Below are 20,704 nucleotides of genomic sequence, written 5' to 3' on the forward strand. Positions count from 1 at the left end.
GGCTGCGCGTTGGCTATTTCGAGGCGCTGACCTCTAGTTCGCGAAGCCCGGGATGAACGGCCGGATCGGCGGCCGTGACGCTCAATCGAATGTAGCGGGCAGAGATCGGGTTCGCGGATGCGCCGGTTGCCGGGTTGACGGTGACCGTCGTCCAGGTCTGGTTGTCGGCGGACACCGAGATCGTGGACGTCGCAGGCGCGGGATCCGACCAGCGTGGAAGTATCCGGCCGACAAGCGTTTCGGCGCCCAGGTCGACAGTGAGGCTGCCTTGTTCGGCGTCGGGAGCCCAGCCGGTAGCGTTGCTGCCGTCGACGGCGGCGTCGGCGTAGCGGCCGGGTTCGGCCGAACTCACCGAGACGGGCTTGCAGCGGGCGACGTTGTCGGTGGGCGTCAGGTCCGGTCGGCGGGTCTTGACGCTCAATGGCTGGTCACGGCTGACCAGGTGGGTGCCGGTCGCGGTCTGGACCCGCATCTCCGCACCGTCTTTCAGCGTGACCTTCGTGTCATCGGGTCCGATCTCGGCGTCGAAAGTTCGGCCCTGCCAACGCATGCCACGGATATGCAGCCCAGAACTCAGATCCGGGGGCAGCATCGGATCGATGCGAACCTCGTCGGCCCGCAGTCGCAGCCCGAGCAGGCCGTTGGTGAACGTTTGCAGGAAACCGCCCGCGGCGGTGACGAAGGTGAACGCAGGCGCGCCCGCCAGCGGATCCTTGGCACCCGCCTTGCTGCCGCGGGCCTCCGCGAACTGCCCGAACGGCGCGCGCACGAACGGCCGCACCGCGCGCTCGAGGTAGGTGTCGGTCGCGCAGCCCGGCGTGCCGATGGCCGCGGCGTCGATGGCATGCACCGAGTCGGTCATCGCGGGCCCGTCGGGATCGGTGCGCTCGGCGTAATATTCGAGCGTGTTGGTCGAAACCTCCTGCGACATAGGCCATTCCAGGGGATAGATCAGCAGCACGCTGTCCGCCTGCTTGAGCGAGGTCCCGGGATAGCCGTCGTACTGGGCGAATATCTGCCGGGCCGGGTCGAAGGGCATGCGCAGGTGCTCGGCGCTCGCGGTCCACTCGGGCGGGGCAGGCTCGCCGAGGATCTCGGCGGCCCGAGCCGCATTGCGCAGCGCCAGCGCGGCAACCGCGTTGGTGTAGACCCCGTCTTTGACGCCGTTGCTGTACTCGTCGGGGCCCGCGACATTGTCGATCGAGTAGCTGCCGTCGGGGTTCGGCGTCACCCGCGAAGCCCAGAACTCGGCCAGGTTCCGCATGATCGGCCAACTGCGATCGCGCAGGAAGCCGGTGTCGCCGGTGGCGAGGTAGTACTGCCAGGCCGCGAGGGAGATGTCGCCTTGCAGATGTATCTGGGTCAGGCAGTGCGGCGGATCCCAGCTGTGGCATTCCGCGAGGGCGCCCCGGCTCGCGCTGGTCCACGGGTAGAAGGCCCCGCGGTAGCCCAGCTGCTGGGCATTCGCTTGCGCGGCAGGCAAAGTCTTGTAGCGGTACTCCACCACGGACTTGGCGAGATCGGGCGCCAACTGGAGCAGGCCGGGGAACATCCAGATGTCGGCGTCCCAGAACACGGCGCCCGCGTAGTTGTCGCTGCTGAGACCGACGGGCGAAACGCTGTTGTCCTGTTGGGCATTCGTGCTCGAGTACAGCGAATAGAGCGCACCACGGGTCCACGACTGTAGGTCGGGGTTGCCGGGTATCTCGAGATCGCCCTGCCACAACGAGCGCCAGGCCGCCGCCGTGCCCGCAAGCAGGTCCGGCCAGCCCTTGCGTGCCGCCCGGAGCGCGGCGTCGTGCGCGGCCGCCGCGGGATCGGCGGTGGTGAGCGTGGTGTCGACGCCGACGAATTTGGTTACCTCGTAAGACTTTCCGGCTTGCACGGTGAGTCGCGTCTGCTGGCTGGCGGTGAGATCCCGCGCCGTCGACTGCTGTGCAGCTCCTGTGCTCAGTACCGACGCCACCGCGCCGTCGACGCCGGTGCCGTCGGTGCGGAAGCCGACCCGGATGCCGTCAGCGCCCGCGTCGCCGTAGGTCTGGGTCATCCGTCGGGCGCCCGCGCCGTCGAGCACATCGGTCACGGTGAGCTCCCCGGACCACTGTGGGACGAGGGTGAGATGGACCGCGCCCACATGCTGGTCGACCTGATCCGTGATGACGTCGTACACCAGATCGGTGGCCTTACCGTCCCGGTTGGTCCACGTGAGCGCGGTGCGCACCAGCCCGCAGCGCAGGTAGCGGGTCTGGGTGAAGTTCGTGATTCGCTCGGCCGGTGTGTCGGCCGCGTAGGTATCGGCGCCGACACCGACAGTGAGCGCGGACCAGTTCGGGATGGCGGCGGCGACCTCCCGATCGTCGGCCAGCGCAGGCGTGTGCCCATACAGGCCGGCGACGAAAGCGCCGTCGTAGCGCGGTGTGTACAGCGGCCAGCCGCTGGGCTCACCCGTCGACACATATCCGGCGCCACGGGGTGGCACGCGCAACCCGAGATAGCCGTTGCCGACGAACGGATGCCGTTCGAAACCGGCGTCCACCTCGGCGTTCGACGACATCCAGCCCGGCGCGGCGGCGGCATCGTCATTCGGGCAGGCGGACGCGGACTGCTCCTGCGGGTTGTGCCGGACGGCGAACACCACCCCGACCGCCACCAACGCCACCGCTACGACCAGCGCGATGCCGATCAGGATCGTGGTGCGAGAACGCATGCCGTACCTCCATGTGACGCATGGACGATGGTGTCGTGCTCGGCTACGCGGGTCCGGGTCCAGCGGGATATGACGGGGACAGCCGACCAGTGGTCATCCTATGATCGCTCGTCGGCGGCGATTCGGCCACGTCGATCCGCCCGCAGGTATCGGGAAGTCTTCTCGTCACGTGGTCGCGCGTTCGCGCTCCTTACGGCGTCGCAGTGCGGGCGTTCGGGTCGAAGCCACCGGGAATCTCGTAGATCAGGCCGGTGAATGTCGCTCCGAAGAGGCGGCCCGCCGAAAAGCCGGTACTACCGCGACCGTAGGTGAGCACGCTCGTCATCGGATTGCCGCCGCCGAGGACGCAGTACTGGTTCGGTGCGTCGATCCGGATGACCTGTCCTGCCGTGTTGAGGGGCACCACCGGGCGGTCCAGCGAATCGAGGGTCAGGCCGTCCGGCGCGGCGAGCGCGTCGCCACCACCGAGATCGAGCAGCGACTGCGGCGCACCCGGGTTGGCGGTGGGGATCCGGCTCACCCCGGGGTTGGCGAATGTCCTGCTGACATAAAGGTATTCGTCGTCGTTGCCGAGGACCGCACCGTTCGCGCTCGGGAACGACGCCCAATCGGCCTGGACCGCACCGTTCGAGTAGACCCGGCCGACCAGATTGCCGAAGTCGTTGGTGGCGTAGCCGGTTCCGTCCTGCGCGACGTCCATGCCGTTCGCGGCACTGAGCCCCGCAGCGTAGGGCGCGACGGCACCGGTATCCGGGTCGAGGGTGATGATCCCGGCGTGGCGCAGCGTGTCACCGGCGAAAGAGCGCGCGTCCGCGCCATAGCCGACCAGCAACTTATCGTCCGGCGTCCAAGCGAGGGCACCGCCACCGCCGCTCGGCACGGTGGCAATGGGCACCGGCACCGCGCCGGGCGCGTCGATGCGATACACCCGTCCGGTCGCCAGATCCGTGGTGAAGGCGCGGCCGCGTGCATCGACGGTCAGTCCTTCGAGTGCCCCGGGCAGTGCCGCGGCAGGCACCGTCGGTTGTCCCGCGCCGCCGCACACCGGCGCGGCGTGCGCTGCGGGCGCGACCACCGCCGACAACCCGGCGAACGTCAGTGCGGCCACGATGATCGCGGCTTTGTCCATGGTGCTCATGCATACCTCGGCTGTCTCTGCTGGGTGCGACTCGCCGCCACGGAGCCCGAAGCGCCGGAGGAAGCCTGGGAAATCCAGTGCAGTATGCGCTCCTGGCGGCGGAAGATCATGTACGCCGGTTGCCCCGGCGTGGCACCGGCAAACCCGCGAGACGGTCAGCGCCGCACCGCGTTTGCGATCGGGCGGGCTACGCTTCGGAGAGATCGGCCGAGGTGGCAGAGACGAGGTGCTGGTCGCCTCCGGTGTGAAGGAGTGGTGCGGTGAGTGAAGAGGTGGAGACTCCGCCGTTCGCGGAGATCGTCAACGGGGCACTGGAATTCACCATTCCGATCGCGCACCGGATGAGGGTGACCGCGGTCGACGTGCGGCGCGGGTTCGCGGCGACGACGGTACCGATCGAGGGCAACGGCAACCACTACGGGGTGATGTACGCCGGGGTGCTGTTCACGGTGGCCGAGATCCTCGGTGGCGCGATCGCGATCGCCACCTTCGACAACTCCGAGTTCTACCCGCTGGTCAAGGACCTGCACGTGTTCTTCCGCAAGCCTGCGAAGACGGATGTGCGCGCCGAGGCGCGGTTGTCCGAGGACGAGATCGCGCGGATTGCCGAAGAAGCCGCTGCCACGGGGAAGTCGAACTTCACGTTGACCGCCGTGGTCACCGATGCCGACGGCGTTGTCGTCGCGGAGACCGAGGGGCTTTATCAACTGCGGGCGCACGGCAAGTAAGGGTTCGGCGCCGAACCGTTCGTCGCGAGGATTTACCCCCTTTTCGAGGCGTGCACAGCGAGGTTTTCTTTGTTGTCCCGCTGAGTGGGACACCGCCGTGTCGTCGTGCGACCGGCGCCACAATTTCGTGGTGATCTCAGGCACATAACGTAACAATCTCAGTGCTCGACGGCGATTCTTCTTGCCTGCTCGAGATGCATAAATGACATAACCCTCCAGTTGGGGTTCAGGAAGTTCCGGCGTGATCGGCGCGTGATTAGTAGCGACTTCTTCGCTACCGTCGCCGGAGCCCGATCGATGACGGGCTCGAACTCGAACCGTTGAATGCCGGTGACCCTGTCCCACGGTTCGAGGATCCCCGACCTCCCTGGGGACAGGGGCACGGCGAGCAGATGCCGGGCCGGTAGGCGCAGGCAGGAACTCATATGTCGCATAATCGCAAGTTCAATACCCGCGTCCTCGGCTTCACCGCCGCACTGGGCGCCCTCGTGGCCGTCCCCTTCGGCCTGTCCACCGCCACTGCGTCGGCCCACGACTGGGACGCCGTCGCACAGTGCGAGAGTGGCGGCAACTGGGGGATCGAGACCGGTAACGGCTTCTCCGGTGGCCTGCAGTTCACCCAGAGCACCTGGACCGCCAACGGCGGCGTCGGTAGCCCGAGCAACGCCAGCCGGGCCGAGCAGATCCGCGTCGCGGAGAACGTGCTCGCCACCCAGGGCCCCGGCGCCTGGCCGGTGTGCGGCGCCTACCTCTGATGCGTCTCCGGCGCCTACCGCGCAACGCGGTAGGCGCCGGGCTATTTCGGGGCGATTAGCGGGCGGACATTACTGCCCGAGTTCGAGAGTATTTCTCGCAGGTCGAATGTCTTTCGCATTATCGAATCCGTGGATGTCCGGGCGAGCGCTCAGATATTTCATCCCAGGATTTCCAACTAGAACACGTTTCGGTCTCGCGGGCCGAAATGCCTGCAGCCGGTGACGGGTATCACTAGCCTGTTGCCACCCGGCTCCTTCGTGCTGGCTCGCCGTAGAACTGGACGAGATGCCGTGGCTAGAAAGGCATCTCGACCATGAGTTCGACCACCACCGCAGCCCCGCCGACCATTCTCACCGGGCTGTGGCAGCGCAAACTACCGCACTATCCCGATACCCCCGCCCGATCCTGGTATCTGGCCGTTGTCGTCATCACCTCGATCGCGCTGTACTACCAGTTGTTCGTCACCGGCGCGGTGGGCAATGAGCTGATCGCCTACTTCGATCTCTCGTTCGCCTACTTCGTCTGGATCTTCATCATCGGCGCCGCGTTCGGCGCGGTCGCCTCGGTGCTCGCGGGAGTGCTCGACCGGTGGGGACGGGCCAATATCGTCGCTTACGGCGTGGTGATCTGCTCGCTGCTGACCCTGTTCGCGGTGCCCGCGACCACCACGAAAGAGCAGTACCTCGTCGTCTACTGCCTGGTGAGCATCGTCGAAGGCGCCGTGCTGGTGGCCACGCCCGCGCTCATCCGCGACTTCTCGCCGCAGCTCGGCCGCGCCTCCGCCATGGGCTTCTGGACCCTGGGGCCGGTGATCGGTGCTCTGGTCACCACTCAGATCTCCACCCGGACATTGGACGCGCATCCCGACTGGCAGTACCACTACCGGCTGTGCGGGGTGATCTGCCTGGTCATCGCGGTGATCGCGGTGGTCGGCCTGCGCGAGCTCAGCCCGCAACTGCGCGACCAGATCATGGTGTCGCTGCGCGACCGGGCGTTGATCGAGGCGCGGGCCCGCGGACTGGATGTGCGTGCGCTGGAACAGGGGCAGTGGCGCCAGATGCTGCACCTCGACATCGTCGGGTCGGCGTTGGCCATCAGCCTGTTCCTGGCGTTCTTCTACACGATCGTGTCCTTCCTGCCCGTCTACATGGCCACCAACTTCGGCTTCAGCCCGGCCAAGGCCAATGCGCTCGGCAACTGGTACTGGACCGCCAACGCGCTCGCCCTGGTGCTGGCGGGCATCGCTTCGGACTACCTCAAGGTGCGCAAGCCGTTCATGATCGTCGGCGCGCTGATCAGCATCGTCGGCATGTATCTGTTCATCGGGTACACCGACGAGCCCGGCACCGGCTACTACACGTTCGCCTGGGTTTTCGTGATCATCGCCGTCGGCACCGGCATCGCTTACTCGACCTGGATGGCCAGCTTCACCGAGACCGTGGAGCAGCGCAATCCGGCGGCGACCGCGGTTGGCCTCGCGGTGTGGGGTGGCACGCTGCGCAGCGTCGTCACCGTGGTGCTTCTCGGCCTGCTCGTGGTGGTGAACGCGGCGGGTCCGCTGGTCAACCACGGTCCGCGGCTGCACGAGATCCAGTCGAAGTACGGTCCGCAGTTGGCGACGATCCAACAGGTCGGGCCGGAAACGCTTGCGGCACTGGGTAAGAACCCGAACGACCAGGTCGCCATGGTGACGGCGCTGAACAAGCTGACCGGTGCGTCGCCCGCCGAGATCCAGCAGGCGTTCCTGCTCAGCGGCCGATACGCCGATGAACTCGCGACGCTGCAGGCCATCGAACCGGCCACGCAGGCGGCGCTCGCCGCGAACCCGCAGGATGGGACCGCAGGGCTCGCGGCGGTGGGGCAGGTGGCGAAGAAGTTCGGTATCCCGCCGGATCAGGCGATCGCGCGGCTCACCGCGGTCCAGCAGATCCCGCCCACGGACCTCGCCGTCCTGGGCAACGTGGGTGCGAAGCTCGAGCAGGCGGGGCAGCAACTCCAGGCGGTCGGCACCATTCCCGCCGACGATCAGGCCTATTTGGCTGCGCACGCGAAAGAGGTCCAGCAGGCTCAGGCCGATTCGCCGAATCAGTGGGAACGGTGGTGGTGGATCTGCCTGATCGCCCAGATCGCGTTCCTGCCGTTCGTTTTCCTGATGGCAGGGCACTGGAACCCCAAGAAGGCGGCGGCCGCGGCGGCCGCGCACGATCGGCTGGTGCAGCAGGAATTGGCGGCGCTGACGCCGTTGCCGAGCGGGCGGTAAACACTCGCCGCCGGGGTGACCTCGATCAGCTCCCGGACGCCGTTCGCGAGTCCAGCTCGCCGACGGCGTCCCGGGTGGCTACCGGCGGATAGCGGAAGGTATCGGGTGGTCCGGCTCGAGCGCGGGCAGGCCGTCGAGGCTGGTCGCGTTGTCGCCGACGATGCGGCGGGCGAAGTCGTCGTCGCTGCGGCTGCCGTGCAGTTTGTCCAGCACCGGCCGTTCGTCGACGAGCTCGAGGTAGGGAACCGAGTAGCCGCAGGAGTCCGCGATGCGGTCGACGGTGACGACGATGGCGCCGCGGAGGCCGGGATGCTGGAGACCGAAATGCGGTCGCAGGGCGTCGAATTCGTCGGAGTCCGGGCGCACCAGCCGACCGGTGCCGAAGAGTCGCAAAATCCGCGAGGTGCGGGAGAACGAGCAGAACATCACCGTGATGCGCCCGTTGTCGCGCAGGTGCGCGATGGTTTCCGCGCCGCTGCCGTAGAGATCGAGGTAGGCGAAGGTGTGGTCGTCGAGCACGGCGAAGGTGTCGCGGTAGCCCTTGGGGGACAGGTTGACTCGCCCGCCTTCGGAAGGTGCGGTCGCGACGAAGAACATCGACTGCTCACCGATGAACTTGCGTAGCGCGTCGTCGAGATGCGAGAAGACCTTCGCCATCCGGGCCCCTTCCCTAGCCGTCCCATGACAGGACTCCGGGTTCGAGCGTAACGCCGGGGGTGTGTCCCGATGGGCGGCTGAGGCTCACATCACGTGCCCGCCGGTGACGCGGGTGCTGCGCGTCATCCGAGCGTCTCGAGCCCGGCGTCGAGCAGCAGCGGCACGGCCGCACCGATCGTGGCGAAGCCCTCGCCCACCGTCTTGCCCGCGAGGAAGCGCTGGTGGATACCCTCCGCGATGACCGCCAACTTGAAGTAGCCGAGGGCCTGATAGAACGGCAGGTGCGTCAGCGGGTAACCCGTTGCGGCGGCGTAGCGCTCGGCGATCTCCTCGGTGGACAGGAAGCCGGGGTTGGCGCTCGGCGCGTGCCGAACCCCGAGCACCGGCTCGCACCGATCGTCCCAATAGACCTGGAGCAGGCCGAGATCGGCGAGCGGGTCGCCGAGCGTGGCCATCTCCCAGTCGACCACGGCGGCGATCGTGCCGAAGTCGTCGCGGGCCACGATCGTGTTGTCCAGGCGGTAGTCGCCGTGCACGATGGTCTCGGCCGCCTGCTCCGGCAGCGCGGTGCGCAGCGCGTCGGTGAGGCGGTCGAGGGCGGCGAGCTCGCGGGTGGCGACGCGATCCCACTGGCCGCGCCAGCGTTTCACCTGGCGGCCGAGGTATCCGGCGGGGCGGCCGAATTCGGCGAGGCCGACGGCGGTGTAGTCGACCGCGTGCAGTGCGGCGAGGGTGTCGATGAGCGCTTCCGAGCAGGCCCTGGCCTGCTCGGTGGTGAGGGCGGCGGTCTGGTCGCCGTCTTGCAGGACGTGGCCGTCCACGAACGAGACCACCGCGAACGGGACACCGATTATCTCGGTGTCCTCGCATAATGTGACCGTCTGTGCGACAGGCACATTCGTGTCCTGCAGTGCGGCGACGATGCGGTATTCGCGAGCCATGTCGTGCGCGGTGGGGGTGAGCGGGCCGAGCGGCGGGCGGCGCAGCACCCAGTCGTTGGCCCCGTCGTTCAGGCGGTAGGTGAGGTTGGATTTGCCGCCCTTCAGCAGCGATGCCGTCAGCGGCCCCGCGGTTTGCGGCACGTTGGCCTCGAAATACCGTTGCAGCGCTGGCAGATCGAGGCCGGCGAGTGCCGCGGTCATCGGGTCACCTGCTCGACGGGTCGGTGCTCGGTGCGCGTCATCCGAGGCGCTCGATGATGGTGGCGTTGGCCAAACCGCCTGCCTCGCACATGGTTTGCAGGCCGTAGCGGCCGCCGGTCTGTTCGAGATGATTGACTATGGTGGCCAGGATACGGGTGCCGGAGGCGCCGAGGGGATGGCCGAGGGCGATCGCGCCGCCGCGCGGGTTCAGCTTGGCCGGATCCGCGCCCAGCTCGTGCTGCCACACCAGCGGAACCGGGGCGAACGCCTCGTTCACCTCGTAGGCGTCGATGTCGTCGATGCTCAGGCCTGCCCGCTCCAGCACCTTGCGGGTGGCCGGGATGACGGCGGTCAGCATGAGCAGTGGGTCGTCGCCGACCACCGAGAAGGAATGGAAACGCGCCCTTGGCCGCAGGCCCAGCTTGTTCGCGGCTTCCTCGCTCATGATCAACGCGGCCGACGCGCCATCGGTCAGCGGGGACGAGTTGCCCGGCGTGATCGACCACTCGATCTCCGGGAACCGCTGGGCGAACTGGTCGTCCACGAACGCGGGCTTCAATCCCGCAAGTCCCTCGGCGGTGGTGGTGGGGCGGATGGTCTCGTCCGCGGTCAAGGTACCCGCGCCGACCAGTTCGTTGCCGAAACCGCCTGCTGCCGCCGTTTCCGCGGCGAGCCGGTGCGAGCGCGCCGCGAACTCGTCGAGCGCGACCCGGTCGAACTTCCATCGGGCACTGATCACCTCGGCCGCGATGCCTTGCTGCACAAGACCTTCCGGATACCGATGCGCCAGCGGCCCCTTGTTCGCATCTTTGCCCTGGGCGTTGGAGAACATCGGCGCCCGGCTCATCGACTCCACGCCGCAGGCGATCGCGATGTCATACGCCCCCGCGATCACCCCTTGCGCCGCGAAATGCGCCGCCTGCTGGCTCGACCCGCACTGCCGATCCACCGTCGTCGCGGGCACCGACTCCGGAAACCCCGCGGCCAGCGCCGCCGTCCTGCTGATATTGAACGCCTGCTCGCCACTCTGCGTCACACACCCGCCGACCACATCATCGACCAGCGCCGGATCCAGACCGTTGCGCGCCACCAACTCGGCCAGCACCCCAGCGAGCAAGCTAGCCGGATGCACCCCCGACAACCCACCCCCGACCTTCCCCTTACCCGACGGGGTACGAACGACATCGACGATGACGGCGGACCTCATAGCCCTCTCCGATCAGCTAAGTTAGTTGCGATTCTCGTCTAAGTTAACACGGATTCGCGTGATGAGGGATCGAGAAGGCAGAGGTCTGCTGGACGTTGCTCGATCAGTCGCCGAAGACCACATCGAGAGAATCAGCGACGGCCGCCTTGTCCATCCACGCTTCCAGCTGTTCGGTATCCGAGGTGGAGAGAACGCGCGCGCGAAGGTCGTCGGAAACCGCGAACCCACGGGCGACAAGCGCCCGCAACAACATCTTGGCTTCGCCTCGCGCTTCGCCTTCGGCGCGTCCTTGGTCGAGCAGACCGTCGACCCAATCGTCACGGTAGGTGGGGCTGGCCATGAGTTCCTCCAGGGCTTTTCTGGCCGCGTCCGAGGCGGCGTGCCGGACAAATCGAGTGTATGTCGTGCGGGTCTCGCGATCGAGGGTGGCGAGTTTATCGAGGACCAGGCGGCGGTTGGCGTCTTCGGAGAGGTCGAGGGCGTGGGTGAGGGCGGCGAGGACGGTGAGTTCGGGGGCGACGCGTGCGAAGGCCGGGTCGGTGGGGTCGGGGGTGTTGTGTGGGCCGATGACGATGGGGGCGAGGCTGAATCCGGGGTGGCCGGTGTGGATGGTGCGGCTGCAGGCGTGTGCGGTGGCTGGGCTCGCGGCGATGACGACCAGGACGGCGTCGCAGTCGTGCTGGGATTGGGCGACCGCGACGTAGGCAGGCCAGGCCCGGCGTTTGCCGCGTTTGGGTGGGGCGGATTGCGATTCGGTGATGACGGCGAGCTTGTCGCCGTCGATGCCGCGGAGCAGCGTGACGGCGTCGGCGCGGAACTCGGGCGGGTTGCAGGTGCTGAGGTTGCTGTCGCTGATCGTGGCGGTGGCTCCGGTGGGTAGCCGAATGCCGGTATCCGCCAGCAGCGCGGCCGCCAATTCCGGGTTGTGGCGCAACAATTCGAGGGGCGCTTCGTGGTGGATGCTCGGCATGGCGGGAACAGTGCCACCGCGTACCGACAGACTTTTCCGGCTCCGGCCGCGTCCAGTGCAACACGCCGCTGAGCATTGCACCCCGTTTGATCAGCGGTTTTCCGACAGCCGCAGCTCGCGGCGTCGAGGGTGTGGAAATTATGCTGAATAGGTATGAGTTTCAGTGGCTTTCAGCGCGGCCCAGAGTTTCAGGCCGGGGCGCAGGCGTAGGTCGGCGACAGTGGCGGGGGTGACGTCGGCGAGGACGGGTGGGGTGCCGTCCAGGCGCAGGCGGATGGTGTGGGCGTGCTGTTCGATGCCGGAGATGGTGACCGGCCAGGCGTTGCGCGGGCTGCCGGTGGGTTGGTCGGGGTGCAGGCTGACTGCGGTGGGGGCGAAGGCGACATGCACCGGGCCGGTGCCGGGCTCGGCGACGATGAGCGTGCCGCCGGTGTCGAGCTCGACGGTGGTGCCGTGCGCGGTGCCGCGATAAAGGTTGAGGCCCACCAGGTTCGCGACGTAGTCGGAGCGGGGGCGGCGCGCCACCTCGCTCGGGGAACCTTCCTGGACGACCACGCCGTTTTCGAGGATGACGAGCCGGTCGGCCAGCACCATCGCGTCGAGCGGGTCGTGCGTGACCAGCACGGTGTGGCCGGGATAGTCGGTGAGATGGTGGGCGAGGTCGGAACGCACGCGCAGACGGGTGCTCGCGTCGAGCGCGGCCAGCGGCTCGTCCAGCAGCAGCAGTGCGGGCTCGGTGGCGAGCGCGCGAGCGAGGGCGACGCGTTGGGCTTGGCCGCCGGACAGGGCACGCGGTTTGGCATGCACGTGGTCGGCGAGGCCGACACGGTCCAGCCACTGCATGGCGCGGGTTCGCGCGGCGGCGCGGCGCCGCCCGCGGGCGCGCAGGCCGAACGCGACGTTGTCCAGTGCGCTCAGGTGCCCGAACAGCAGGTAGTCCTGGAAGACCACGCCGACTTCACGATGTTCGGCGGGTACGAACACCTTCGGCGGTGCGTCCCAGGTCTTTTCACCGACCCGAAGCACCCCGTCGGTGAGTGGTGTCAACCCCGCCAGCGTCCGCAACGCGGTGGTCTTGCCCGCACCGTTGGGACCGAGCAGGGCAACGACCTCACCAGGCGCCACCGACAATTCGATATCGAGGTCGAAATCGCCCCGTGTCACCCGTAATTCGGCATCCAACGTCATACGGCGCCTCGAATCCACCGCTCGCGCAAGGCGACAAGCACGGCGACCGACACGGTGAGCAGCACCAGGCTGAGCACGATCGCATCCGCCGGATCGGTTTCCAAGGCCAAATAGACCGCCAGCGGCATCGTGGTCGTCTTCCCGGGAAAGTTGCCCGCGAACGTGATCGTGGCACCGAATTCACCGAGCGCGCGCGCCCAGCACAACACCGCACCCGCCACGACACCCGGCAGCACCGACGGCAGCGTCACCCGCCGGAAGGTCAACCAGCGCGACGCGCCCAATGTCGCCGCCGCCTCCTCGAAGCGCGGATCCGCCGCTCGCAGTGCGCCTTCCACCGAGATCACCAGAAAGGGCATCGCCACGAATGCTTCCGCGAGCACGACGCCCGCCGTCGTGAAAGGTAATGAGACGCCGAACCATTCGTACAGATACTGACCCACCAGCCCGCGTCTGCCGAGCACCAGCAGCAGCGCGACACCCCCGACCACAGGCGGCAGCACCAGCGGCACGGTCACCAGCGCCCGCAGCACTGCGCGACCGCGCAGCTCTCCGCGCGCGAGCAGCCAGGCCAACGGCACGCCGAGGACCAGGCAGATCACCGTCGCGAGACTGGCGGTCAGCAGCGAAAGCTGAAGGGCCTGACCGACTTCGGCATCGAGCAGGCGATCCGGCATACTGCGCCACGGCGCCCGCACCAGCAGCCCGACCAGGGGAACCAGCAGAAACGCCAGGGCGACCAGCGCGGGCAATACAAGCACCAGCGGGCGTCGTCCCCGCACCGCCCGGCGTCGCGTCACGGTGCGTCGAATCCCGCCTCGGCGAACACCGCCCGCGCCTGCTCGGACCGCACGAAGTCGACGAAGGCAACGGCGGCAGCCGAATTGGGCGCGTGCGCGAGCGGCGCGATCGGGTAGTCGTTGATCGCCTCGGCCGCCTCGGCGAAGTCGATGCCCTCGACCTGCGCCCCCGCGGCCAGCACATCGGTCCGGTACACCAGCGCGGCATCCACCTCACCGAGCTTGACCTTGGTCAGCACGGCTTTCACGTCGGCCTCGCGGGTATCGGGCTGCGGCGTGACCCCCGCGGCCGCGAACACCGTCTTCGCGGCGGCCCCGCACGGCACCTGTTCGGCACACAGCGCGAGCTTCGGCTCGGTCTTACCGAAGTCGGCCAGGCCGGTGATGCGGCCGGGATTCCCCCTGGGTACCGCGATCTCCAGCCGGTTGCGCACGAAGGTGCTCGGCGCGACGGTGACCTCGCCCTTGTCTCGGACCTGCTGCATGTTCTTGGGCGCCGCGGCGGCGAAGACGTCGGCGGGTGCACCCTGGTTGATCTGCTCGGCCAGCGCCGAACTGGCGCCGAAGCTGTAGACCACGCGGACGCCGGGGTGTGCGGCCTCGAATTGCTTGCCCAATTCGGTGAAGGTCTCGGTCAGCGAAGCCGCGGCGAACACCGTGACGGTGCCGCCGAGCGCGCCGGTCCCCGCGGGCGCCGGTTGATCGTCCGAGCAGCCCACCAGGGTCAGCGCGGTCACCGCGGCAACAGCAGCGGCGCTCAGCGCACGAATCATCCTCGACCTCATCAACTTTCCGGAATCTCGACCACGACGTGGGTCGACTTGACCGACGCCACCGCGACGCTGCCGACCTCGAGCCCGAGCTCGTCGACCGATTCCCGGCTGAGCAGCGACACCAGCCGGAACGGTCCGGCCTGCATCTCCACCTGCGCCATCACCGTGTCCTTGAGTACCCGCGTCACGATGCCGCGCATCCGGTTGCGCGCGGACGCCGCAACGGTGACGCCCGGCTCGGGGGTTTCCGCGTTGGCCTGCAGGAATTCGGCCAGCTCGCGCCCGCGCACCCCCTTGCGCCCGTTGCCGAGCTGGATCGCGGTCAGCTTGCCCTGCTCGATCCACCGCCGCACGGTGTCGTCGCTGACTCCCGCCAGCACCGCCACCTCACTGATCCGCAAATCCGACACGATTCGTAGTTTATTGCCGCATCTGCGGAAAGCAAGAGGCAGTTACCTGGAGTGCAGGCTTGGACGCACGCGCCCGGTCTCGGGGCGCTCGCTTCGAGCCCTCCTTGGACGCACGCGCCCTGTCTCCGGGCGCTCGCTCCGAGCCCTCTGGCGCATCCTCGTGCCCGCACGGAGCCGGCGTGCTGGTTAGTACCGTCCTGAAGGGCGCACTCGATTACGCCCACATGACCGCTTTTTCCGATATGTACAGAATGTGATCGGTGTGGCGGAATTGTCGGTGAACTGTCTCACAACACACGTCGACCGAACTATTGCCCGACTCGGCTGAAACCCCTGTCCGCCAAATGATTTCGCACCATCTTCGCGCATTCCGGCGGACCGTCCACCGGTGATCAACCGGCGCGAGCTCTCCCGGCGATCATTACATTGAAGAGGATTTCGCAGTCCCATCTGATGGAGGAATTTCGGTGCCGCTTATCGATCTGGGTTCGTCCGCTTTGAATCTCGCGAACGTCGTGACGTCCATTGCCGCCAACATCACCTACCTGTTGCAGGCCTGGCACGTCATCTAATCGATCTTGTGACCCGGCGGCACCTCGGCCGCCGGGCACAGGATTAAGATCCGGGCCGGTTGGTTCGAACCGGCAGCCGGTCCGCTTATAGCCCTAATACGTTGTCTCAGAGCCGAATCCGGCTACTGCACGCCCTGGTTGTTGTTATGGTGACGCCAAGCCCAGGGAGGCGATGCTTGGTGTTTGTGGGGCGCACCGATCTACTCGAATTGATCGACACGTTGATCGAGGTTCCGGCGACCGACGCGGTCCGGCCGCCGAAGCCGGTCCTGGTCGTGGAAGGGTGCGGCGGCTCCGGTCGGACCGCGCTGCTGAACAAGGTGCTCGACAAGTGGAAAGGGCATACGCCCTCGGTGCTGGTCCGGCCGCTGGAACGCCCCTTCGACGTGCACAATCCGCTGCGGACCGTGCTGGCCGCGGCCATGCTCGGGCTGAGCGCCGACATCCCCGGTTACGCCGTCGCGTTCCATCGGGTGGTCATCGCGCAGATCGTCATCGCGGAGGATTTCGACGGCATCCCGCCGGAGGAGCAGCTCGACAAGCTGCACCTGCTGCTCAACCGGTACAAGCGCCGCTCCGCCCTCATCGGATTCGTCCGGAACCTGATCAATCTGGCCGGGTCGCTGGCCGCCAACATCCAGGTGCCCGGCGCCCAGGTGATCGCACCGGGCGTGGCCAACGCGATCTCCGACGCGGTGGTCGACCGGTTGATGGGCGGCCGGCTGATGAGCAGGTTCACCTGGGGTCCGAACGCGGCGTGGTTTGCCCATCAGGATCTGGGCCTGCGCCTGGATGCCGAGCACACGCTGATCCAACTCAGCAACAACGCCAGAAGCACCGATCCGATCATCCGACGCGGCGTCGACGACGTGCTGGTCGGCGCGTTCCTCGCGGACCTGCGGCACAGCGTCGCCAAGGTCAACTGGCGCACCTCGAATATTCTGCTGCTCATCGACGACGGTGACGCGTCGGCGGCCACCTCCTTCACCGGGTCCTTGCTGCGGGTCCGACAGTCGATCGCGGCGACCAACGCCCGACTGTCCGATCCGCTCGCGCTGGTGACCGTCAGCTCCGGTGCGCTGGTCGACGGGTTGGTCGGGCAGGTGCCCGCGCCGACGGTGTTGCCGGAACCGCTCGCGCCGCCGCGGATCGGGGCGGCCGGATCGCCGTGGGCGCGGGTGCGGTTGCCGGAACTCGGCCTGAGCGATGTCCAGTTGATGGCCAAGGATGTCGACCCGTACCTGTCGGAAAACATCGGCGAATCTATCTTCCGGCTCACCCGAGGTCATCCCGCGGGCACGGACTACTTGCTTCGCCGGATCAAACAAGACCGCGATCTCGTCGGCGACCTCGACGGCCTGCTGCGGAGTCCGGGACCCGAAACAGGCACCACCGTCGAGCAATACCTGTTGCGGGTCTTTGTGCGAGGTCTGAGCGTGCACAAACTCTTCCGCCGGGAGTTGTCGACCGCGCTCGTCACGGTCTCGGCCGCCAGGCACAAAACCGAGGCGCAAGGTCTGGTGGCGCTGCTGCCCGCCGGGGTCGAACACGATTCACCGCTGTTCCAGTTGCGGTCGATGTGGTCCGCAGCCACGTCCGGAGGCGAGGATCGGCTGCCGGCGCTGGCGCGGCTGCTCGGCCTGCGCGCGCTGGCCGCCCGCACCGAAGGGCAGGACTGGGCACGGGTTTTCGGCCATTTGCGCGACAGCGTCGCCGCCGGTGACCGGGCGAGCAGACTGCACCACGCTCGCCTGCTGAGCGGCCGCGACGCGGTGGTCGACGAGCTCGCGGAGCTGCTGCCCGAGTTGTCGTCCGCGCAGTGGTTGCGCCTGTTCGACGAGGTCGTCGAGACACCGGACCCGACCGCGCGGGATCGCGATCTGATCGACGGCGACGACCGCGCGCACACCCTGCGCGAGTACCTCGCGGTCCTGGTCGCGCTGGTGCCCGCGTTCGAGTCGGATATCCGGATCACCGCGCCGGAACAGAAGTCGGTGCTCTGTTCGCGGATCGAGCACAGCTACGAGAAGCTGGCCGACCATGCCCTGGACAAGCTGCCGTTCCTGTTGCGCGCCAACAGATATCACGGCCTCGCTGTCCAATTCCAGTGACCCGCTGCGGCGGAAGGAGACCCGATCGTGGCATCGCGATACCGGCTAGGAATCTTCCCGAAGCGCGACCGGCCCTTCCCGCGCCCGTGGACCGACTGGGTGCGGCTGGGGTTGGTGCTGACGCTGCTGCTGTTGGCCGGCGCCGGGTTCGGCTTCCGTGGGCCGCTGCACCATTTGGCCACCTGCAACGAGGGCTGGCTGCCCGACTCCGGCGCCTGGCGGGCCGGTACGCGCTGTGTCGGATTGTCCGAGGGGCCTTACGCTTTCGAGGTCGACGCGTTCGCCCCGGTGATGGGTGTGATCGCTGAGCAGAACCGGACGGCCGCCGAAGAATGCCCCGGGACCCCCGCCACCGTCGGCGTGCTGCTGACCATGACCGATGAGCTGGCGGGCAGCCGGGCCGTGCACGAACTGGAGGGCATGGCGGCCGGTCAACGCCGGGCCAACGGAACCGGCTGCCTGCATCCGATGAAGCTCGTCGTCGGTCAGATCGGTGACTACAACGGCAACGGCGACCCGCTCGGGGTCGCCGGGAAGCTGGCCGACCGGGCCGATGTGGTCGCCGTCGCAGGCGTCGGCCTCAGCGATCAGATCACCGCGGAGGTCGCGGAAGTGCTTGCCGCGGCGAAGATTCCGATGGTCGCCGATGTGGTCACCGCGGAAGGCTTCGACCAGGACGGCTCGCGCGGCGACAACCCGGAGTTCGACGGCTGCGACAAGGACATCTCCTATCCACGCGGCATCGCCAGGGACTACTTCTACCGTGTCGCGTTCCGAGTGGCGGTTCAGGTGCGGGCCATCGGCGCGGTGGTCACCGCGCGGCCGGACTTCATCATGGTGCCGATCGGTGGCTCGGACCCCTACACCTGCACCACGCTGCCGTTCCTGCAGCGCCAGTACGGCGGCAACCTGATCGAGGTCAAGTTCGATACGACGGAGCCGAGCACCGTGCCGCAGACCGCGAAACGCGTGTGCGCCACCGTGAAAGACGTGACGATCGCCTACATCGCCCGCGGTCGCGACCTGGGCAGACTGCTGTACGCGCTCGACGAGGCGTACTCGAACGGCCAGTGCGCGGCCACCTCGGTCACGGTGGTCAGCACCTCCGATGGCAACCGGCTGCGCACCGTCGAGTCGGATCCGGCGCTGGAAGATCTGCGGACCAAGGCGCTCGGCTCGCGCACCTTCGCCGACGGCCGGGTGCGGATGCTGTTCACGCTGGTGGCCGGTGCGGACGGACCGCAGGCGGGCAACCCGAACTGGACCGAATTCGAGCGGACTTTCGATGAGGCGGGCTTCGACCTCGCACACGTCGGCGACGGCTGGGCGGTCAACGCCTACGACGCCGTGACCACCATCGCCACCGCCCTGCGCAGCCTGCCCGCCACCTCGCCGGTGCAGCGCAGTCAGGTGAACGCCACGATCAGCGGCTTCTCCGCGCCGGACGCGGCGGTGCCGGGGGCGGGCGGGCCGATCATCTTCGACAACAGTGGCAACCGCACCGGTCCAGGCCCGCAGGTCGTGCGGTTGTGCCCGGTCACCACCTCGGTGGATCGGCCGCCGTATGTGCCGACGGTCGAGGCCAGGCCCGGTGAATCCGTCCCGCAGTGCGCGCGCTGAACTTTGTGTGTCCGATCACAAATGCCCGTTCTTTGCTCTAGCGTGGGCACGGTTGGTGCCGAGAGGGGCTGTGGATGCGTAGCGGGATGTTGAGTCTGGCGCGGTTGCGCGAGCTGGTTGCGGTCGGTGAGATCGACACGGTGTTGGTCGCGATGACCGACATGCAGGGCAGATTGCAGGGAAAGCGTTGCGCGGCACAGTATTTCCTCGACGAGGTGGTACAGCACGCGACCGAGGCGTGTAACTATCTGCTCGCCGTCGACGTGGACATGACGACGGTCGACGGCTACGCGATGTCGTCCTGGGACACCGGGTACGGGGACTTCGTGCTGCGTCCGGACCTGAACACGCTGCGGCTGGTGCCGTGGTGGCCGGGCACCGCGCTGGTGCTGTGCGACGTGGCGAAAGTGGAGCCGGCCGAGGAGCCCGTCGGGGTGTCGCCGCGGCAGGTGCTGCGCGCCCAGCTGGACCGGCTCGCCGAGCACGGGCTGCGCGCGTACGTCGGGACCGAACTCGAATTCCTGGTGTTCGACGACAGTTACGAGGCGGCGTGGTCGGCGGGCTACCGCGACCTGCGCCCGGCCAACCAGTACAACGTCGACTACTCGCTGCTCGGCACCGCGCGCATCGAGCCGCTGCTGCGTCGCATCCGCACCGAAATGGTGGGCGCGGGAATGTATGTCGAGTCGGCCAAGGGGGAGTGCAACCCCGGCCAGCACGAGATCACCTTCCGCTTCGACGAGGCGCTGGCGACCTGCGACAACCACAGCATCTACAAGACCGGCGCGAAGGAGATCGCCGCCCAGGAGGGGCGCAGCCTCTCCTTCATGGCGAAATACAATGAGCGCGAGGGCAACTCGTGCCATATCCATATCAGCCTGCGCGGTGAGTCCGGCGAGGCCGTGCTCGCAGGTGACGAGGCGCACGGATTCTCCGCACTCATGCGGCATTTCGTCGCCGGTCAGCTGGACTGCTTGCGCGAGTTCACCTACCTGCTCGCGCCGAACATCAACTCCTACAAGCGTTTCGTGCCGGGCAGCTTCGCGCCGACGGCAGTCGCCTGGGGCCGCGACAACCGGACCTGTGCGCTGCGCGTGGTCGGGCACGGGCCGTCGCTGCGGGTGGAGAATCGGGTGCCCGGCGGCGATGTGAACCCCTACCTCGCGGTGGCCGCCGCCATCGCGGCCGGGCTGCACGGTGTCGAGCATCGGCTGCCGCTGGAGCCGGAGTTCACCGGCAATGCCTATCGTTCGCAGCGGCCGCGGGTGCCGCGCACGCTGCGCGAGGCCGCGCAGCTCTTCGGGGACAGCAAGGTGGCACGAGCCGCGTTCGGTGATGATGTAGTGGAGCACTACCGGAATGCGGCGCAGGTCGAGCTGGACGCCTTCGACGCCGCCGTCACCGACTGGGAGCGAATTCGTGGATTCGAACGACTCTGAGGGTCTGCGCACCGGAGTTGTGAAAGACGGCGGGCCGCGGCCCGTGATCGGCTTGCCGACCTATGCGGAGCCCGCGCGGTTCGGTTCGTGGCATGTCGACAGTGCCGTGCTGCCTGCCAGTTACGTCCAGATGGTGGTGGCGGCGGGCGGCATTCCGGTGCTGCTGCCACCGGCCGGGGTGGCCCGCCCGGAACTGGTGGCCCGCCTCGACGGACTGGTGCTGACC

The 20,704-nt window shown here is 67.8% G+C and carries 16 protein-coding genes and 1 pseudogene; 7 read left to right on the plus strand and 10 right to left on the minus strand.

Annotated features, from left to right (window positions below):
* Positions 1 to 13: 13 nt before the first annotated feature.
* Positions 14 to 2,707 (minus strand): discoidin domain-containing protein, encoded by a 2,694-nt coding sequence (locus NN4_RS34615; RefSeq protein WP_147140099.1) that lies wholly within the window; start codon positions 2,705 to 2,707, stop codon positions 14 to 16.
* 190 nt (positions 2,708 to 2,897) lie between these two features.
* Positions 2,898 to 3,845 carry an SMP-30/gluconolactonase/LRE family protein gene (locus NN4_RS34620; protein ID WP_246181241.1) on the minus strand — a complete coding sequence of 316 codons (948 nt, stop codon included), beginning with the start codon at positions 3,843 to 3,845 and terminating at the stop codon, positions 2,898 to 2,900.
* Between the two features lie 260 nt (positions 3,846 to 4,105).
* Here NN4_RS34620 and NN4_RS34625 point away from each other — a divergent pair, with 260 nt between their 5' ends.
* The 3 genes and pseudogenes from NN4_RS34625 to NN4_RS34635 all read left to right on the plus strand — a co-directional run bounded on the left by NN4_RS34625 (position 4,106) and on the right by NN4_RS34635 (position 7,589).
* Positions 4,106 to 4,573, plus strand: a complete 468-nt coding sequence (locus NN4_RS34625; protein ID WP_147140101.1) for a PaaI family thioesterase — start codon at positions 4,106 to 4,108, stop codon at positions 4,571 to 4,573.
* 425 nt (positions 4,574 to 4,998) lie between these two features.
* Positions 4,999 to 5,325 (plus strand): annotated as a pseudogene (locus NN4_RS34630) (transglycosylase family protein); the annotation flags it as partial.
* Positions 5,326 to 5,642: 317 nt separating this feature from the next.
* Complete coding sequence (locus NN4_RS34635) at positions 5,643 to 7,589, plus strand: MFS transporter (RefSeq protein ID WP_147140103.1); 1,947 nt, start codon at positions 5,643 to 5,645, stop codon at positions 7,587 to 7,589.
* Between the two features lie 78 nt (positions 7,590 to 7,667).
* Here the strand turns inward: NN4_RS34635 and NN4_RS34640 are convergent, their stop codons facing one another.
* From NN4_RS34640 to NN4_RS34675, 8 genes are all read right to left on the minus strand, one after another.
* Positions 7,668 to 8,246, minus strand: a complete 579-nt coding sequence (locus NN4_RS34640; RefSeq protein ID WP_147140105.1) for a pyridoxamine 5'-phosphate oxidase family protein — start codon at positions 8,244 to 8,246, stop codon at positions 7,668 to 7,670.
* A 122-nt stretch (positions 8,247 to 8,368) separates the two neighbouring features.
* Positions 8,369 to 9,388 carry a phosphotransferase family protein gene (locus NN4_RS34645; RefSeq protein WP_147140107.1) on the minus strand — a complete coding sequence of 340 codons (1,020 nt, stop codon included), beginning with the start codon at positions 9,386 to 9,388 and terminating at the stop codon, positions 8,369 to 8,371.
* A 37-nt stretch (positions 9,389 to 9,425) separates the two neighbouring features.
* Entirely contained in the window at positions 9,426 to 10,595 is a 1,170-nt protein-coding gene (locus tag NN4_RS34650; RefSeq protein WP_147140109.1) for a thiolase family protein, read from the minus strand.
* Positions 10,596 to 10,698: 103 nt separating this feature from the next.
* Positions 10,699 to 11,565, minus strand: a complete 867-nt coding sequence (locus NN4_RS34655; protein WP_147140111.1) for a hypothetical protein — start codon at positions 11,563 to 11,565, stop codon at positions 10,699 to 10,701.
* Between the two features lie 138 nt (positions 11,566 to 11,703).
* Complete coding sequence (locus tag NN4_RS34660) at positions 11,704 to 12,753, minus strand: ABC transporter ATP-binding protein (RefSeq protein ID WP_147140114.1); 1,050 nt, start codon at positions 12,751 to 12,753, stop codon at positions 11,704 to 11,706.
* On the minus strand, positions 12,750 to 13,553 hold the full coding sequence (modB, locus tag NN4_RS34665; RefSeq protein WP_222595221.1) for a molybdate ABC transporter permease subunit: 804 nt from the start codon (positions 13,551 to 13,553) through the stop codon (positions 12,750 to 12,752). Before modB ends, NN4_RS34660 begins: the two co-directional genes overlap by 4 nt.
* Complete coding sequence (gene modA / locus NN4_RS34670) at positions 13,550 to 14,326, minus strand: molybdate ABC transporter substrate-binding protein (RefSeq protein ID WP_147140117.1); 777 nt, start codon at positions 14,324 to 14,326, stop codon at positions 13,550 to 13,552. The genes modB and modA overlap by 4 nt, the downstream gene beginning before the upstream one ends.
* 11 nt (positions 14,327 to 14,337) lie before the next feature.
* The gene (locus NN4_RS34675; protein ID WP_135232677.1) at positions 14,338 to 14,736 is read right to left on the minus strand and encodes a TOBE domain-containing protein; all 399 of its coding nucleotides are present in this window, start codon (positions 14,734 to 14,736) and stop codon (positions 14,338 to 14,340) included.
* A gap of 748 nt (positions 14,737 to 15,484) precedes the next feature.
* Between NN4_RS34675 and NN4_RS34680 the strand changes: the two genes are divergently transcribed.
* The 4 genes from NN4_RS34680 to NN4_RS34695 form a co-directional block, all read left to right on the plus strand.
* The gene (locus NN4_RS34680; protein ID WP_147140119.1) at positions 15,485 to 17,419 is read left to right on the plus strand and encodes a hypothetical protein; all 1,935 of its coding nucleotides are present in this window, start codon (positions 15,485 to 15,487) and stop codon (positions 17,417 to 17,419) included.
* Between the two features lie 27 nt (positions 17,420 to 17,446).
* Complete coding sequence (locus tag NN4_RS34685; protein ID WP_246181242.1) at positions 17,447 to 19,039, plus strand: type 1 periplasmic-binding domain-containing protein; 1,593 nt, start codon at positions 17,447 to 17,449, stop codon at positions 19,037 to 19,039.
* A gap of 74 nt (positions 19,040 to 19,113) precedes the next feature.
* Positions 19,114 to 20,478 carry a glutamine synthetase family protein gene (locus tag NN4_RS34690; protein ID WP_147140121.1) on the plus strand — a complete coding sequence of 455 codons (1,365 nt, stop codon included), beginning with the start codon at positions 19,114 to 19,116 and terminating at the stop codon, positions 20,476 to 20,478.
* Positions 20,459 to 20,704: gamma-glutamyl-gamma-aminobutyrate hydrolase family protein (locus tag NN4_RS34695; protein ID WP_246181243.1), on the plus strand; the 246-nt coding region annotated here is incomplete at its 3' end. The genes NN4_RS34690 and NN4_RS34695, both read left to right, overlap by 20 nt.

This window comes from Nocardia ninae NBRC 108245 (assembly GCF_007990755.1).
GTDB classification, from domain to species: domain Bacteria; phylum Actinomycetota; class Actinomycetes; order Mycobacteriales; family Mycobacteriaceae; genus Nocardia; species Nocardia ninae.

Excerpts from the sequence above, each read along its gene's own strand:
- NN4_RS34615 (WP_147140099.1), bottom strand. The coding sequence starts at position 2,707 with ATGCGTTCTCGCACCACGATCCTGATCGGCATCGCGCTGGTCGTAGCG.
- NN4_RS34620 (WP_246181241.1), bottom strand. The coding sequence starts at position 3,845 with ATGAGCACCATGGACAAAGCCGCGATCATCGTGGCCGCACTGACGTTC.
- NN4_RS34635 (WP_147140103.1), top strand. The coding sequence starts at position 5,643 with ATGAGTTCGACCACCACCGCAGCCCCGCCGACCATTCTCACCGGGCTG.
- NN4_RS34640 (WP_147140105.1), bottom strand. The coding sequence starts at position 8,246 with ATGGCGAAGGTCTTCTCGCATCTCGACGACGCGCTACGCAAGTTCATC.
- NN4_RS34645 (WP_147140107.1), bottom strand. The coding sequence starts at position 9,388 with ATGACCGCGGCACTCGCCGGCCTCGATCTGCCAGCGCTGCAACGGTAT.
- NN4_RS34650 (WP_147140109.1), bottom strand. The coding sequence starts at position 10,595 with ATGAGGTCCGCCGTCATCGTCGATGTCGTTCGTACCCCGTCGGGTAAG.
- NN4_RS34655 (WP_147140111.1), bottom strand. The coding sequence starts at position 11,565 with ATGCCGAGCATCCACCACGAAGCGCCCCTCGAATTGTTGCGCCACAAC.
- NN4_RS34660 (WP_147140114.1), bottom strand. The coding sequence starts at position 12,753 with ATGACGTTGGATGCCGAATTACGGGTGACACGGGGCGATTTCGACCTC.
- modA (WP_147140117.1), bottom strand. The coding sequence starts at position 14,326 with ATGATTCGTGCGCTGAGCGCCGCTGCTGTTGCCGCGGTGACCGCGCTG.
- NN4_RS34690 (WP_147140121.1), top strand. The coding sequence starts at position 19,114 with ATGCGTAGCGGGATGTTGAGTCTGGCGCGGTTGCGCGAGCTGGTTGCG.